The sequence below is a fragment of the Candidatus Cloacimonas sp. genome (assembly GCA_035403355.1).
Taxonomy (GTDB): Bacteria; Cloacimonadota; Cloacimonadia; order Cloacimonadales; family Cloacimonadaceae; genus Cloacimonas.
This window is the reverse complement of sequence record DAONFA010000016.1, coordinates 14,460-29,936: the sequence shown is the minus strand read 5'-3', so window position 1 is coordinate 29,936 and position 15,477 is coordinate 14,460. Positions and strand designations below refer to the sequence as shown.

Sequence of the window (15,477 nt, the reverse complement as noted above, 5' to 3'; positions counted from 1 at the left end):
ATAAACCTCAACAGGCAAGACCCCGTTTGGCAGCAATAAAATAGCATCCTGATTTTACCGGAAAACAGGAAAAATTATCCTGCAGTTTTATTATAATATGCTGCAAAACAGGGAGCTGCATTTGTTCTTTCATTATTATTTTAGAACCGCTGCGAAAGCAGAACTCTCCAAACAAAATTATTGTAGTTATAAACACTGTTCTCTTTATTCTTATAATTTGCCAAGGCAATATTGGTATTGATGCATAAAGCTTTCCAGGGATATGCTTCAACCCCCAAAGTGTAATATTGATAAGTTCTATCACCTTGAGCTCCATCAGCTGTTACAATCTGGAAATTGGTATAGGGTTTAATATTATCTTCCCATAAGCTGTAAGAAGCTCCCATAAAGAAATTATTATTCTTGCCCTTTTTATTGGTAATGGCTAAAGGGTCTTTATTGTTATTCAGGGACATCGTAAATTGCAAAGTAAGAGGTATCATTTGCAAACGATTTAACATCGTTAAATTAAAACCGCTATTTTTATTGTCGCTTAGCTCTTCGTTACTTTTCTTGCTGTTATCGGTTCCCGTTTTGTAGCTGATATCCAATTGCGTAGGCACATAAGGAATTTGCGTGATATTATAGCCGATCCCGAAAATTATGTTTTGGGAGCTGTTTTTTGCTTTCTGGAAAGTGGAAGCGATGTTTTTGTTTTGCTTGTTTTCACTTAGATTATTGTAATAAGCCAGTTTGAAATAGGGCAGGTTGGTTAAACGCAAGATAGATTGCAGATACCAGGAAGTGGTATTGTTAGTTTCGCTTTTATGTCCTGAAAGGTTATCCTCAATTAAGTTCAAACCACCGCTTAAGATAAAATAGCGGGAAACATTGAAGTTATCGGTAAGAGAAATAACTCTGCTATCAGGCATTTGATAGGAAGCGCCAAAAGCATTGAAAGCAGAGCCGGTTTCGGAATATTGAATACCGAACATATTATTCCGAAAGTAATTCCGGTAATATATAAGCCAGGCAATACTTTCCCGACAGGGCAGAAAAGGAATCATATTTTTATTGAAAACGAACAAATCGCTGAAATCTTGAGGATCAACAGGAATATCCTCGCCGGTATAATCTTCCAAATCCTGCTGAGATATGGCTCCTGGAATAGTATTGGTGTTCAAAAGAGAAGTGGCAATTTCTGCTCCTAAAACTGCTTTCTGTGCAGGTATATTAATTCGGGCATCCATTCCCAAAACTGCATTCTCTTGTGCTTTAGTAGTGTAAATGATACTCTTGTTACCAATGCTGTCTGCTTTCGTATATTGATAGTAAGTGCTATCCAGAGAACTGATTACATCGTTATGCCGGGTAAAACTAAAACCGATGAAAAAGGGCTCTTCATAGCCAATTTGTAAACGGGTTCCGAATGCCTCCTGTTTGAAAGTTCCCGATTTTTGCATACCTTCTACTTCGGAATCAAGATCAAGTTCGTTTTTCGTTTTGCGAACTGTTTGTCCGTGAGTTACAGATAGCGATAGGGCTTTGTAGTATAAGCGGGAATAAATTCCCTTCATATTTTTGCCGTTTAAGGTTAATTGACTGAAAGTGGGAGCATAGTCCCCGGCAAAAAAATCCAGATAAGGAATATTAAATCCAATTGTATAGCGGTTAACGGGTTGACTGTTACTGTGTTCCAGAGAGGATAAATAGAGGTTTGCCTGCATAGAATATATTCCGTAACTTCCATAGAAATCAGTCCAGGTAGCGGCATCACTTTTTGTGTAACCAAGAGCATCCTCATCGGAATAATTATAATAATTGGAGGCAAAATTCACAGTTCCCTGATAAATAAATTGCTTTAGTGTTTTACTTGAGGGTAAAACTTCGGTTGACCAGACAGGAGAATGGATAGTTTTTCCATCTTTTTTTGCCCGAATAACTGCTTTTTTGTTTCCGCTTTGAGGGTTTTCGTCTTTATAAACAATCAGGGGAGAGCTAATATTAGCTGAAGCGGTAACATCCTTTCCTCCTACCCAAACCTCAATGCTGGCAGAATCAATTTCTTCACTTAAGGCAAAGAAAGAAACTACCAGCAAATAGCCCTCTGCTGCTGAAATAATTGGATTATCGGTTAAGAGAACGAAGCCGGGTTCTGCTTCTCCGGAGGCAATATCCGGTTCCAGAAAGTAGTTTGGGGCTGTTTCATTTTGAGGGGGAAAGTATTCTTTGTTTCCTTGGTTCAGCTCAGCACAAAAGTAATATTCTATGGTTTCAGTAGTTAAATATTGGACGGGGATGGAAGCCGGAAAATAAATTGCCCCGGGGTTATCCTGTTTCATTTCTTCGCTATACCAACGTTCAGTTTTACCGATACGATAATAGACCTTCATTTTGGCTATGTCACTTAAGCCCTGTTGAACCTCTACCCTCAAATCGCAAGCCCTGTTAAAATTATAGGTCTGAGGAGAAATATTTAAGAGAGCAACGCTAAAAAGTTGGGTAATAAAGACAATGGAGAGCAGCATTAAAATTTGCTTTTTCATTCTAATACCCTCCTACCAGGTTATTTCAATATACCTGGTTTGTCCGTTGGGATCAACAACCGGGATGCGCATTTTCTTGTTTTCTTTTTCCTGCAGGGATTGCTGTTCTACCTGTTTCAGTTCCTCTAATTCTACTGCTGAAACAGGTCTTATTTCACAAGTTCCATCTGCTTGAATGATAGCAGTATTTCCTGCGGCAACGGATTGAGTTTCCGTTTTATCCAAAATCTTTAATTCCAGTTCTCCTTCGGTAACGATGAATTTGGTTTGTTTATGCTCATCAAATTCTGCCAGAAAACCGGTTCCTTTAACGGAGGCAACAGTAGTTGGTGTTTGCACAGCAAAAGGTCCTGTATCACTTTTTATTTGGGAAAAGACACTACCTTTGTTCAGTTTAACTATTTTAGCCAGTTTATTATTGCTGGTGGAAGCGAGAACCTTCACTACGGAATGGGAAAAGATTTTTACCGTGGAAGAACCATCTATATATTTAAAGGCAGCGAAGGATTCTCCTCCGGTGCGTATTTCATCGTTGTTTTGCAACATATCGCCGGTTTTATGTTTAATTACTTTAGTAGCTCTGTGTAAATCCACTTTTCCCTTGGAAGCGGAAATAATTGCTACCGAATCCAGTGCCAGCAAATTGACAGCCAGAATGAGGATTATAGCGAAAAGAAATAGCTTTTTCATTTTTACCTCCTCAGTCCTTTAGCTCAACTGAGATATCCTGTCCTAACAAAGCATCAATTAGCTTAATCGCATCCTGACCGCTATATGCTCTATCGTCAATAATCACAATGCCTGTTGGCAGATAACCTTCAGTGTAAAGATTCAGCAATGTATCATTTTGCAGCATATTGAGGTGGGTTTGAAATTCGGAAATACTGGTGGAAGCACTTTTTTCATCTACAAACTGAAAAACATACCAGTTACTGGAAAGGATATTATTACCGGTGTTTTGCTTTTGGGGGTTAAATTCAGTTGTTAAAGCGGTTGTCACTTTCCAGGCATAATAGTTGCCTCCTGTAAAAGGCAGGAAATCGGCAAAACCGATGTTTTCATTTTCGCCATCCGGGGTTTCATAAAAAACAGCTCCCGTTCTTTCTACAGTGTTTACAGAAGGAGGATTTCCAGGAGGAAACTCTTTAATAATGAGCTTATACTTGTTAAAATCAGTCAGCTGGGAATTCCATAAAAAGCTTAGCGGAAAACCGCTGACTAATGCCGGTGTTTTGCCAATGGGAACTCCGGGGGAAAGCAAAGTGATATTTCCGGCATTGCGAATTATTATTGTAAAATCATCGGAGACCGCATTATTATCATCAAAGTCAGTTTCTGAATATTCTCTTACCCAAACCTTGAATTTGAGTTCTCCATCGGGAAAATAGCCCGCTAAAACAGCTGATTTTAAAGTAGAACTCTTTTCTATTGCCTGCTGAACCGTTATTCCACCGCTGCCGGGTTTAAAATCAAAAGAAGAGCTTGCTTTGTTGGTTATTAAATCTCTGTTGGTTAAAATCCAGGAGTTCAAATTCTCTTTGGAGCTGAAGATTGTCTCCACCAGTGAGATATTATTCCACGCCAAAACCAATTTCAGGTCTATTTTTACAGGAGTAGTGCCTGTATTTCTAATATTTAGAGTAGTTAGAACAGGTTGCAGTTCCGGTACAAAAGGATCAAAGCTGGCAGAACTGAAACTGTTTACCCTAATGGTTTTGGGTGAGAAAGTAACCTCAAAATCTGCTCTTGCTGCAGCTAAAACTGGCAGCATTAAAACGATACAAAAAATTAGTATCCGGCGTTTCATTTTTTACCTCCCTGCCTTAGCAGTTACAGTAATTATTTTTTGCAGTAAATCCTGAAAAGACATTCCTGCTGCCTTAGCAGCCATCGGAGTTAAAGAAAGGGAAGTCATTCCAGGCAAAGTATTTACTTCCAGAAAATAGGGCTTAAGGTCATCGTAGCGAAAATCAATTCTGGCATAACCGCTTAAACCGAATGCTTTCCATAACCTTAAAGCATAGAGCTGTAAAAGTTTGGCTACGGTATCATCAATTTGAGCTGGTGCCTCGTATTTTGTTTTGCCGTGCGTATATTTATTGGTATAGTCATACCAACCCTCCAGCGGTATAATTTCTACCACGGGATATGCTTCAGCATCAATAATTGTGACGGTTAATTCCCTACCCGGGATATATTCTTCCAAAAGCACGCTTTGTGAATATTGCAATGCTTTTTGGACTGCTGGTTTCAAATCCTCCAAACATTCTACTCTACTAATTCCGACAGAAGAACCGGCATCGTTTGGTTTTACTATTATGGGTAGTCCCAATTGACTGGAAAAGCCGGAATAATCTTCAGTTTCCTGATAGTCCTCCAAAAGGTCTTCCCGCATTAGAATATATTTGGGAACGGGAATTCCTTCCGCACTTGCTATCAGTTTGGAAATATATTTATCCATACTTAGGCAGCTGGCTTTGAAGCCGGAACCGGTAACTTTAATTCCTGCCAAAGAAAGAGCTGCCTGAAGTTCACCATTTTCTCCGCTGCCACCATGTAAACCATTAAAAACAAGCAGCGGTTGTTCATATTGGATGGCAGATAATAAATCAGAAACTTTGGAATAATCGGCAGGGTCTATTTCTATAACGGAATAACCCATATTTTTTAAGGCAGAGGCAATTTCTGCACCGCTAACGAGAGATACTTCTCTTTCGGGAGATAATCCCCCTTTCAGAACAACTATTTTTCCCATTTGGCACTAATCCTTTTCTCCTGCCGTAGTTTTTCCCCGGCAGATAAGCAAATTATCCATTTTGAAACCATAACTTAAGACCGAATTTGAAAGAATAATTTCAGCTGCAGACCGATAGCGCTATTAAATCTGGCTATTTCAGGAATGCTGCTACCGCAAAAATCCAGTTCTTGAAAGCCCTCTGACTGTAATAAATCAATCAGTTTAACGGTATGCCAGCTGCTGGCTCCTTTTTTTAAAGCATTGGAGGCAGTTGCCTGATAGATATTGTAAACCCTGCTGCCATCTTGTAAAATAAGGTTACTGCTCACTATTTCCTTGTCCAGTTTCAAATTCATTTGGCGTAATATCTTCTCCTGATATAAAATACGGATAAATTCTGCCAAACCTTGGTAATCACAATCGGGATTCCAGCTTTTTTTTGCTTTCAACTGCTTCAATAAATTGATGAATTCCTCAATATTCAGTTCTTCAATAAAGGTATAGTTTTGTTTTTCAGCTAAAACAAGGTCTCTTCGTTTATCCGGAAGGGGATTTAGCGTTTCGCCCAAATTGTGAATAAAGGTATAAAATGGAATTACTTTCATCTTATTCCATAAGAAACCTCTAATATCATAGGTTTCGGGAGTAAGGTTAATCCGATAGCGTTTATAATTTCTGTTGATATATTTGGCTATTGCTGTTGTAATTTGTAAGGCATCCAGTAATTTCCTTGCCGGGGAGGAATCGTTTTCCAGCCAGAGATTTAAACCCTGATAGTAAGATAGAGAGGAGCGTTTTAAGATGGGGTAACCCAGGATTTTCTTTTCATATAAAGGCAGAACGGCAACTATTGTAGTTCCTTTGTAACAGATTAAATGCCAGGGGCGAAAAGCAGATATATCCGCTACCGTTTGCATAAAAACAGGATTGCTCCAAACATTTAACTTCCGATTGGGAATAAGCTTAGGTGAGGATAGTTCAATTTCCAGCATTAAATGTAGGAACCGATAGTATTTAATAGTTCTTTCAGCTGAAACGGTTTGATGATATAATCAGACGCACCATCCACCATAGATTGAAAAGCAGAATCAGCTGTCGGGTAGCCGGTCATAATCAGACAAAATATTTTCGGGTCTTGTTTCATAATAATCTTCATTAGTTCCAATCCATTCATTCCAGGCATTAGATAATCAATTAAAGCTAAACGGTATTTTCCGGGTTCAAATTTTTCCAAAGCGCTATCTGCATTTTCAGCCAAATCAACTTCATAACCGTGCGACGATAAAAAATCACCCGTAACTTCACGCAGTAATTTATCATCATCTACTAATAGAAGTTTAGGCCTCATATAAGCTCCTCAAAATTTATTGATTATCTTATGTATCCTATTATAATCAAATATCTCAACTCGTCAACCTAAAAATGCAAAACGCTCTGCAGACAGTGGGCAGATTGGATTTAACAAAAAAAAGGACAATCCTCTGCAAATTAGTGAGGTTACATCTTTATGAGGGGCTGTTTTAAAAACCCCCCAAAAAACTTTTTTTGCTGAGTTTAGCTATCCTCAAATATAGCTCCAAAGAGAGAAAGGTAAATAAAGCAGGTTATTTAATAGTCCTACAACTAATTTTCGTTTCGGGACAGCTGAAGTATTGCAAAAATCAAAAAAAATACAGGCAAAGCATATTTTTACTTTATGCCGGCTGAAGGAATGTCCTTTCAATGTCCAGTAACGATGCCTCCGTTAATTTTTTTCCTTATTCTGATAAGCAACGGACATTTTTGTTGACATAATCAGCCCTATATTTTTTTATGGTATCAAGATAAATATATACGAGGTGAGTATGAAAGGAAAAGTTAAATGGTTTAACAAGAATAAAGGTTATGGCTTTATTATTACTGAAGACAACAAGGAATACTTTGTTCATTGGAAATCTATAGTTACCAATTCTCCCAGAGAATTGAAAGTTCTGGAGCAAGACGAATTGGTTACTTTTGATCTGATGGAAACGGACAAAGGCATTCAGGCAATCAATATTATCAGGGTCAATCCCTGATTAGATGCCTACCTTTTTTCAGGGGTAATGGCAAGTGAAACAAGCCGTTACCCCTTTTTAATTGATGCCTTTTTTACCTGTTAACCAATCCGACCTGAAAACAAGAGGTTGGGATGATTTAGACATTATTCTGATTAGCGGAGATGCCTACATAGACCATCCTGCCTTTGCTGCAGCAATAATTGGACGCACTTTGGAGGCAGCGGGTTTTAGAGTGGGGATTATTGCTCAGCCAAACTGGAAAGAGGATTCTGCTTTCACAGTTTTAGGAAAACCGCGTCTTTTTTTTGGTATAACCGCAGGCAATATGGATTCTATGGTAAATCATTGGACAGCACAAAGAAAAATCAGAACCGATGATGCCTACAGTCCCGATGGAAAAACCGGCAAGCGTCCAGACCGGGCTACCATTATTTACACCAATATTTTAAGGCGTCTTTTTAAGGGAGTGCCAATTGTTATTGGAGGCATTGAATCATCCTTGCGCCGAATTGCCCATTACGATTATTGGCAGGATAAAGTTCGCAACAGCATTTTAGCAGATAGCAAAGCCGATATTTTATTATATGGAATGGGTGAAAGACCGGTAACGGAACTGGCTGCCCTATTGCAAAATGGAGTTCCCCTAAAATCTATTCAGAATTTACCTTCCAGCGTTGTTTTTGCTGCTAATCCTCCGGGAAAAGATGATATTGTATTACCCGAGGCAGAAAATTGTTTCGCAAAGGATACTTTTTACAGGATGACCAGGCAATTTGAGGAAAACTACAAAACTACAACCATCTATCAAAAAACAGCAGGACGCTGGTTAAAGCATAATCCTCCCGCAAAACCTCTTTCCTCTGAAGAAATGGATGCTATTTACGGTTTGCCTTTTACTTATTATCCTCATCCTGAATATGCCGGACATCCAATTCCTGCTTATGAACAAATAAAGGAATCCATCACTTCTCACCGGGGATGTTATGGCGGATGTAATTTTTGTGCTATATCCTGTCATCAGGGACGCAATATTCAATCCCGATCAGAAGAATCGCTATTACAAGAAGCACAAAAACATAACGGCACAATTTCCGATGTGGGAGGTCCTACAGCTAATATGTATGCTTCTTTTTGTAAACTTGGCTTTCCTGCAAATTGTAAAAGAAGTTCCTGTCTGGTTCCTGGGCTATGTCCCAATTTGCAAATTAACCATTCAGTCCAGCTGAAACTTTTGGATAAGATAAGCAGCTTACCTAATATCAAACATTTGTTCATTGCCTCGGGAATCCGTCACGATATGGCAGTTACAGATGATAACTACATTGAAGCTATTGCTACAAAATATACGGGTGGACGGCTAAAACTTGCGCCGGAACATTCTGTTCCTAAGGTTCTACGCCTGATGAATAAGCCCAACATCAATAGCTTTGAAGCATTTAGCCGCAAGTTCTATTTCTATACTAATAAAGCAGGACTAAAAAGACAACTTATTCCCTATCTTATAATTGGGCATCCCGGAACTACGATGGATGATGCTTATAAACTGCGTAACTGGCTGCAAAGAAATAAACTGAAGGTGGAACAAGTGCAGGAATTTACTCCTACTCCAATGACAATTTCCACCTGTATGTTTTACACCGGGTTGGATTATGAAACGGGAGAACCAATCCATATTCCCAAACCCTCCGAAATCCGCAAACAAAAGGAACTAATTCTTTCTTCTACGGATTCTTTTACACCCGGAACACCCGGAAAGCCAAAACATAAGAAATGAATGCTAAATCAGCACTAATGATGGTTACACTATTATTTGTTTACCGGGCAAACAAGCATATCAGTAAAATTTAATTGATTTTCTGCTGTTTTTTATTTATTGCGGTTCCATTTTGCATTATTCACTTACTCCCTTGCTTTGTAATAGCTATAATTAGCCGATAAGATTCCCGTATCGGATACGGGAACGATACGAGAATGATACGGGCAGTATATGGGGTAGGGCAAGGAGTAAACAAAAGGGGAAAAAAGGGGGAAAATGGGTGCATTTTGTCCCGCCGCAAAAATAAAATTTTTAAGCCATTATAACCCATTGAAAGATAGAAGGTTATAAAAGCAAAAGAGAGAAAGAAAATGCTTGACAATAACCTTATATCATTTAGTATGGCAACAAATTAAGGATACAAATTTGATAGCTCATCAGCAGCTCGGAGAAAAATCCTTAGCATTATTCATAACATTATAGGAGACAATAGAATATGCAAAGCTCAACTTATACAGCCAGCAATATTAAAGTGCTGAAAGGTTTGGAAGCAGTCCGAAAACGCCCTGCAATGTATATTGGAGGCACCGGAGAACGCGGATTGCATCATCTTGTTTATGAAGTGGTAGATAATTCCATTGATGAAGCATTGGCAGGTTTTTGCGATTTAATCACTTGCACTATAACCCAGGAAGGATATGTGAAAGTGGAGGATAATGGACGCGGAATTCCTGTGGATATTCAAAAAGATATGGGAGTTCCAGCAGTGCAGGTGGTTCTAACAGTTCTGCATGCAGGCGGCAAATTTGATGACAAAAGTTATAAGGTTTCGGGAGGTCTGCATGGTGTAGGCGTTTCCGTAGTAAATGCCCTTTCGGACTTTTTGGAAGTGAATATTTTCAAAGACGGCAAGGAATACTATATGCGTTTTGAAAGAGGCATCCCGGTAACCGAATTGAAGGTTTTAGGCGATACTGATAAAACAGGCACAGTGGTAACTTTTCACCCGGACCCGCTCATTTTTGAGACCACGGAATTTAGTTTTGATTACTTAACATCGCGTTTAAGAGAGCTTGCCTTTTTGAATTGCGGCTTGCGGATTATTTTGAAAGATGAACGCAGCGGCAGAATGCATGATTTTAAATATGACGGTGGCATTAAAAGCTTTGTGGAATATCTAAATCAGAACAAAAAACCGCTCTTTCCCAATCCGATATACATTTCCAGCATTAGGGAAGGGATGGAATTTGAAGTAGCCGTGCAATACAATGAGGGCTATCAGGAAAATATCTTCAGTTTTGCCAATAATATTAATACTACTGAAGGGGGAACACATTTAAGCGGATTTAAAAGTGGCTTAACGCGTGCGGTCAATACTTATATCAAAAATGCCGATCTGCTTAAAAATGAGAAAGTTACTCCTTCCGGAGAAGATATCAGAGAAGGGCTTACAGCCGTAATTTCACTAAAAATTACTAATCCCCAGTTTGAGGGTCAAACCAAAACCAAACTGCAAAATTCGGAAGTGGAAGGGATTGTAAATAGTGCCGTTTATGAGAAACTGATGGAATATTTTGAAGAACATCCCGCAGAAGCTAAAAATATTGCCCAGAAAAGTATCTTAGCTGCTCGCGGAAGAGAAGCAGCCAGAAAAGCCAGAGAACTTACCCGTCGCAAAACAGTTTTGGAAAGTGGCTCCCTGCCTGGAAAACTGGCGGACTGCACTTTAAGTGATCCGGAAAAAACAGAACTCTTTTTAGTGGAAGGAGATTCTGCAGGTGGAAGTGCTAAACAGGGTAGAGACCGTTCTTTTCAAGCCATTCTTCCGCTATGGGGAAAAATGCTGAATACAGAAAAAGCAAGAGTGGATAAGGTGCTGAATAATGAAAAAATACAGCCGATAATTTTAGCTTTAGGAGCTGGAATTGGACAGGATTTTGACATTAAAAAGATACGCTATCATAAAGTTATCATTATGGCTGATGCTGATGTGGATGGCTCGCATATAGCCACTTTGCTGATGACCTTTTTCTATCGCTATATGCGTTCCGTGATTGAAGAAGGTAAACTGTATATTGCTATGCCTCCTCTTTTTCTGGTTAGAAAAGGCAAACAGAAAGTTTATGTGTATAATGAAGACGAACGCGATGAAGCAATTCGGGAATTTGGCGAAAAAGGGGTGTTCGTGCAACGCTATAAAGGTCTGGGAGAAATGAATGCAGAACAGCTTTGGGAAACCACTCTGGACCCTGAAAACCGAAAATTGATTGCAATTAAGATGGATGATGCTATAGAAGCGGATAGAATGTTTACTATTTTAATGGGTGATGAAGTTGAACCCCGCCGGGAATTTATCCAGGAAAATGCCCGGTATGTAAAAAATCTGGATGTTTAAGGAGTAAAATAGATGTCTGATCAATCAAAAATTATCCCCGTGCAAATTGAAGAACAGCTAAAACAGGCATACCTGGATTATTCTATGAGTGTGATCGTTTCTCGCGCTTTACCTGATATTCGGGATGGCTTGAAACCCTCTCAACGCAGAATAATTTATGCGATGCACGAATTGAATTTAACCCCGGGAGGTCATTTTCGTAAATGTGCCAAAATTGCCGGTGACACCAGTGGTAACTATCATCCACATGGAGAACAGGTTGTATATCCCACTTTGGTGCGTTTGGCTCAGCCCTGGATTATGCGCTATCCTCTTATTGACGGTCAGGGAAATTTCGGTTCCATAGATGGAGACCCGCCTGCCGCAATGCGATATACAGAAGCCCGCTTGCAAAAAATAACGATGGAATTGCTGGCAGAATTGGATCAGGAAACAGTTGATTTTAGAAGTAACTATGATGAAACACGCCAAGAACCGGTAGTTTTTCCTGCTCGTTTTCCTAATTTACTGGTAAATGGTTCTTCCGGAATTGCTGTGGGAATGGCTACCAATATGCCTCCTCACAATATCGGTGAGGTCTGTGATGCGGTTATCGCCTTAATAGATAATCCCGATTTGCAGCCACTGGATTTACTGCAATATATAAAAGGACCCGATTTCCCTACCGGTGGTTTTATTTTGGGAACCGAAGGGATAAAAGATTATTTTGAAACCGGTAGAGGCAAAATTATTATGCGGGGAGAAACCAAAATTGAAAACCTGCCTAATGATGCAGAACAAGTAATAATCAGTTCAATACCTTATCAACTATCCACAACGCTGTTAATTGAAAGAATGGTGGAGCTGGTGAAGGATAAGAAAATTGAAGGAATTAGCGATATTCGTGATGAATCAGGACGCGAAGGCATGCGTTTGGTAATTCAAGTGAAACGCAATCAGGACGCTCAAGTGGTGCGTAATTTACTGTATAAATATACCCAACTGCAATCAACTTTCGGCGTAATTAACCTCTGTCTGATAGATGGCGTTCCCAAAGTGGTGAATATGAAAGAAATGATACAGAACTTTATTGATTTTCGCCACGATGTTGTTTTGCGACGCACTGAATTTGAATTGCGTAACGCTAAGGAACGGTTGCATATTTTAGAGGGCTTGAAAATTGCCCTGGACCATCTGGATGAAGTGATAGCTTTAATTCGTGCTTCCCAAACCCCAAGTGATGCCAGCAACGGTTTACAGGAAAAATTCGGCTTAAGCGAAATCCAGGCAAAGGCAATTCTGGAGATGCGTTTACAACGGCTAACCGGTTTGGAACGCGATAAAATTGAAACAGAATATCAGGAATTGCTGATTACTATTGCCCGTCTCACGGAACTGGTGGAACATAAAGAACTGAGAATGAACCTGATTAAACAGGAAACAGCAGAATTGAGAGATAAATTTGCCGATAAAAGGTTAACAACTATCATTCCTGCTCCGGCGGGAACTTTCAATCTGGAAGATCTTATTGCGGACGAAACTGTAGTCGTTACCATTACTCACGATGGCTATGTAAAACGCCTGCCCGTAGATACTTATAAGGTTCAAGGCAGAGGAGGCAAGGGTTTAAACGCTTCCAACCTGAAAGAAGAGGATTTTATTCAATATATCTTTGTTGCCAGCACGCATTCTTACATTCTGCTGTTCACCGACCAGGGAATGTGCTATTGGCTGAAGGTTTTTGAAATTCCCGAGGCAAGCAGAACAGCTCGCGGCAAGGCAATTGTAAATCTGGTGAAACTTGCTGAAGGAGATAGAATTAAGGCATTCGTCACCTTGAAGGATTTCCATCCGGAACAGAATATTATTATGTGCACCCGCAACGGCTTAGTGAAGAAAAGTCCGTTAGTGGCTTTTTCCCATCCTCGTTCCAATGGAATTAAAGCTATTAAACTGAAAGAAAATGATGAATTGATAGATGCTCGTATTTGTGAAACGGGAGACGATATTTTACTGGCTACTCATCAAGGAAAGTGCAATCGTTTCAGTGAAGGTGCAATTCGCTCCGTAAGCCGGTTTTCGCAAGGTGTGAGAGGAATTCGTTTACGCAATGAAGATTTCGTTATTTCAATGACTATTGCTACCGCTAAAGATCAATTGGAAAACGGTAATCCCAATTCTTCCACTATCCTGGCTATCAGCGAAAACGGTTACGGTAAAAGAAGTCCTATTTCCAGCTATTCCGTTACCAAAAGAGGTTCTATGGGTGTAATTACTCTTAAAACCAATAAGCGTAATGGCTACCTGGCATCCTTAATGCTGGTTCGCGATGATGACGATTTGATAATTATTACCCAAGGCGGGATGATTATTCGGCAACGCATTTCCGAAATCTCAGTAGTGGGAAGAAATACATTAGGGGTGCGGTTGATAAATCTTGCATCCAATGATGTAGTGCGCGATATTTCACTTGTGCACAGTGAACCGGATGAAGAATCCATAGATAAAGAAGTGGAAAATTTAAAGGCAAATCCTGCTCTGAATCTGGAAGAGCTTGAGGGCTCGGATACTGAAGAAGAATTCCTTGCTGAAGATGAAGACAACGAAGAAATGGAAGAGCCGGAAAATGAAGAACTTGATAATGAAGAGGACAACGAATAAACTCTGGAAAATTTGGCTGCCGGCAGTAATTTTGCTGCTGCCGGTAGCTTGTTCAGTAAGTCAATTTGTGCCAGCTGCCGGAGCCGAAAGTGAAAACCGCTATGCTATTATCCGAACAGATACTTTAATGATTGTAATTAAGCCCCAAAGCTATCCCGGCAGCTATCAGGAAATCAATAATCGCTTTTTCTCTTTGTATATCAGCATTAAAAACAAATCGGGACAGCGTATAAAACTGCAGCAAGGTTCTTTCAGCATACTTTGCCGTCAGAAACAGTATGATCCCATTCCTGTAGATTATATTCTTGCGGATTTGGAAAGAAAAATGATGCTGAAGGATATTAGCAATCCATTTGCCGATAATGTCTTTAGCTATAATATTGCAGATCGGGATAAAGAACAGGAAATGTATTATGAACTGGTTAATACTGCTTTCCCTTGGGGGGAACTATTACCTGGAGGCATAAAAGATGGCTATCTTTTTTATAATAAGGATATTGCCTCTGCCAATAACTTTGTTATAGATGTTTTAGGGCATTCGGTAACTTTCCAGAAAACCAAAGGATAGCGGAACTGCCGTAACTCTTTTAAGCAGTAAGGGAAAAAAGGGTTGTCAGCTTCCACTTTGCCCTAATGAATGTCTTTCGTTTATGCTGAATCAGAAACTAATTGTTCACTTGCGAAATATACTTTACACTTAGCTATTCTATAATCTCAGGATTTAATAATGTAACTATCACTTCAATATTGCAACTGTAATGCCCAGGGATATCATCTTCAAAAAAGAAGAGACATACAAACCCGTTTAATGAAAAATGGTGCAGAAGGCGGGACTCGAACCCGCACACCCATTACAGGCACAAGATCCTTAGTCTTGCGTGTCTGCCAATTCCACCACTTCTGCTTTTATCTTTGCTTCCGATTTGGAATATATATTATCTCGTTATTCCTTGCCAACCGGAATTCATTAGCTAAGTGCTTTTCTATTTTGTAGTTGCCGGTTTAGCAGCAGGTTTTGCAGGTGCTGCTTTCTGTTCGGTAGGATTAATCTTTTTTTGGCGTTCCTGAATACGGGTAAGGGGACTGTTGGATACATCTTTCACCAAAAAGGCAAGCAAAAGACAGGAGGCAGCAAAAACCACGGACAAAATTTGCGTCCATTTCTTCAAGAATTTGGAGGCACCGCTTCCTCCAAAAACATTCATTGCAGCTCCACCCAAATTGGAATCCAAACCTCCCTTGGATGTCTGTGCTAAAATTACCAGCACCAGGGCAACGCAGATTATCACATGGATAATTAAGGCAATCGTATATATAACCATTGGTCTATCCTTTGCAAAGCATTAAACTTCATTTTTGTAACTAAGAAAAAGGAGCCCTTTTTC

The 15,477-nt window shown here is 39.6% G+C and carries 13 protein-coding genes and 1 tRNA gene; 5 read left to right on the top strand and 9 right to left on the bottom strand.

Going from position 1 to position 15,477, the window contains the following annotated elements; translation table 11 throughout:
• Positions 1 to 7 precede the first annotated feature (7 nt).
• The 7 genes from PLE33_05305 to PLE33_05275 form a co-directional block, all read right to left on the bottom strand.
• Positions 8 to 133 carry a hypothetical protein gene (locus tag PLE33_05305; protein HPS60661.1) on the bottom strand — a complete coding sequence of 42 codons (126 nt, stop codon included), beginning with the start codon at positions 131 to 133 and terminating at the stop codon, positions 8 to 10.
• Positions 134 to 140: 7 nt separating this feature from the next.
• Positions 141 to 2,525 (bottom strand): hypothetical protein, encoded by a 2,385-nt coding sequence (locus PLE33_05300; GenBank protein ID HPS60660.1) that lies wholly within the window; start codon positions 2,523 to 2,525, stop codon positions 141 to 143.
• Positions 2,526 to 2,537: 12 nt separating this feature from the next.
• Positions 2,538 to 3,215, bottom strand: a complete 678-nt coding sequence (locus PLE33_05295; GenBank protein ID HPS60659.1) for a FecR family protein — start codon at positions 3,213 to 3,215, stop codon at positions 2,538 to 2,540.
• Between the two features lie 10 nt (positions 3,216 to 3,225).
• Positions 3,226 to 4,332 carry a hypothetical protein gene (locus tag PLE33_05290; protein HPS60658.1) on the bottom strand — a complete coding sequence of 369 codons (1,107 nt, stop codon included), beginning with the start codon at positions 4,330 to 4,332 and terminating at the stop codon, positions 3,226 to 3,228.
• Positions 4,333 to 4,335: 3 nt separating this feature from the next.
• Positions 4,336 to 5,280 (bottom strand): D-alanine--D-alanine ligase, encoded by a 945-nt coding sequence (locus tag PLE33_05285; GenBank protein ID HPS60657.1) that lies wholly within the window; start codon positions 5,278 to 5,280, stop codon positions 4,336 to 4,338.
• Between the two features lie 74 nt (positions 5,281 to 5,354).
• Entirely contained in the window at positions 5,355 to 6,254 is a 900-nt protein-coding gene (locus PLE33_05280; protein ID HPS60656.1) for a hypothetical protein, read from the bottom strand.
• A complete protein-coding gene (locus PLE33_05275; GenBank protein ID HPS60655.1) occupies positions 6,254 to 6,610 on the bottom strand; it encodes a response regulator in 357 nt (118 codons plus the stop codon). The genes PLE33_05280 and PLE33_05275 overlap by 1 nt, the downstream gene beginning before the upstream one ends.
• A 496-nt stretch (positions 6,611 to 7,106) precedes the next feature.
• Here PLE33_05275 and PLE33_05270 point away from each other — a divergent pair, with 496 nt between their 5' ends.
• The 5 genes from PLE33_05270 to PLE33_05250 all read left to right on the top strand — a co-directional run bounded on the left by PLE33_05270 (position 7,107) and on the right by PLE33_05250 (position 14,660).
• Entirely contained in the window at positions 7,107 to 7,319 is a 213-nt protein-coding gene (locus PLE33_05270) for a cold shock domain-containing protein (GenBank protein ID HPS60654.1), read from the top strand.
• A 64-nt stretch (positions 7,320 to 7,383) separates the two neighbouring features.
• Positions 7,384 to 9,075: a YgiQ family radical SAM protein gene (locus tag PLE33_05265; GenBank protein ID HPS60653.1), complete on the top strand. Its 1,692-nt coding sequence runs from the start codon at positions 7,384 to 7,386 to the stop codon at positions 9,073 to 9,075.
• A gap of 478 nt (positions 9,076 to 9,553) precedes the next feature.
• A complete protein-coding gene (gene gyrB / locus PLE33_05260) occupies positions 9,554 to 11,452 on the top strand; it encodes a DNA topoisomerase (ATP-hydrolyzing) subunit B (protein ID HPS60652.1) in 1,899 nt (632 codons plus the stop codon).
• Between the two features lie 12 nt (positions 11,453 to 11,464).
• Positions 11,465 to 14,092 carry a DNA gyrase subunit A gene (gene gyrA, locus PLE33_05255; protein ID HPS60651.1) on the top strand — a complete coding sequence of 876 codons (2,628 nt, stop codon included), beginning with the start codon at positions 11,465 to 11,467 and terminating at the stop codon, positions 14,090 to 14,092.
• Positions 14,073 to 14,660, top strand: coding sequence for a hypothetical protein (locus PLE33_05250; GenBank protein ID HPS60650.1), 588 nt, complete (start codon positions 14,073 to 14,075; stop codon positions 14,658 to 14,660). The genes gyrA and PLE33_05250 overlap by 20 nt, the downstream gene beginning before the upstream one ends.
• A 248-nt stretch (positions 14,661 to 14,908) precedes the next feature.
• Here PLE33_05250 and PLE33_05245 read toward each other — a convergent pair.
• Positions 14,909 to 14,996 (bottom strand) — tRNA-Leu (locus tag PLE33_05245).
• A 79-nt stretch (positions 14,997 to 15,075) separates the two neighbouring features.
• A complete protein-coding gene (gene secG, locus PLE33_05240) occupies positions 15,076 to 15,414 on the bottom strand; it encodes a preprotein translocase subunit SecG (protein ID HPS60649.1) in 339 nt (112 codons plus the stop codon).
• Positions 15,415 to 15,477 lie beyond the last annotated feature (63 nt).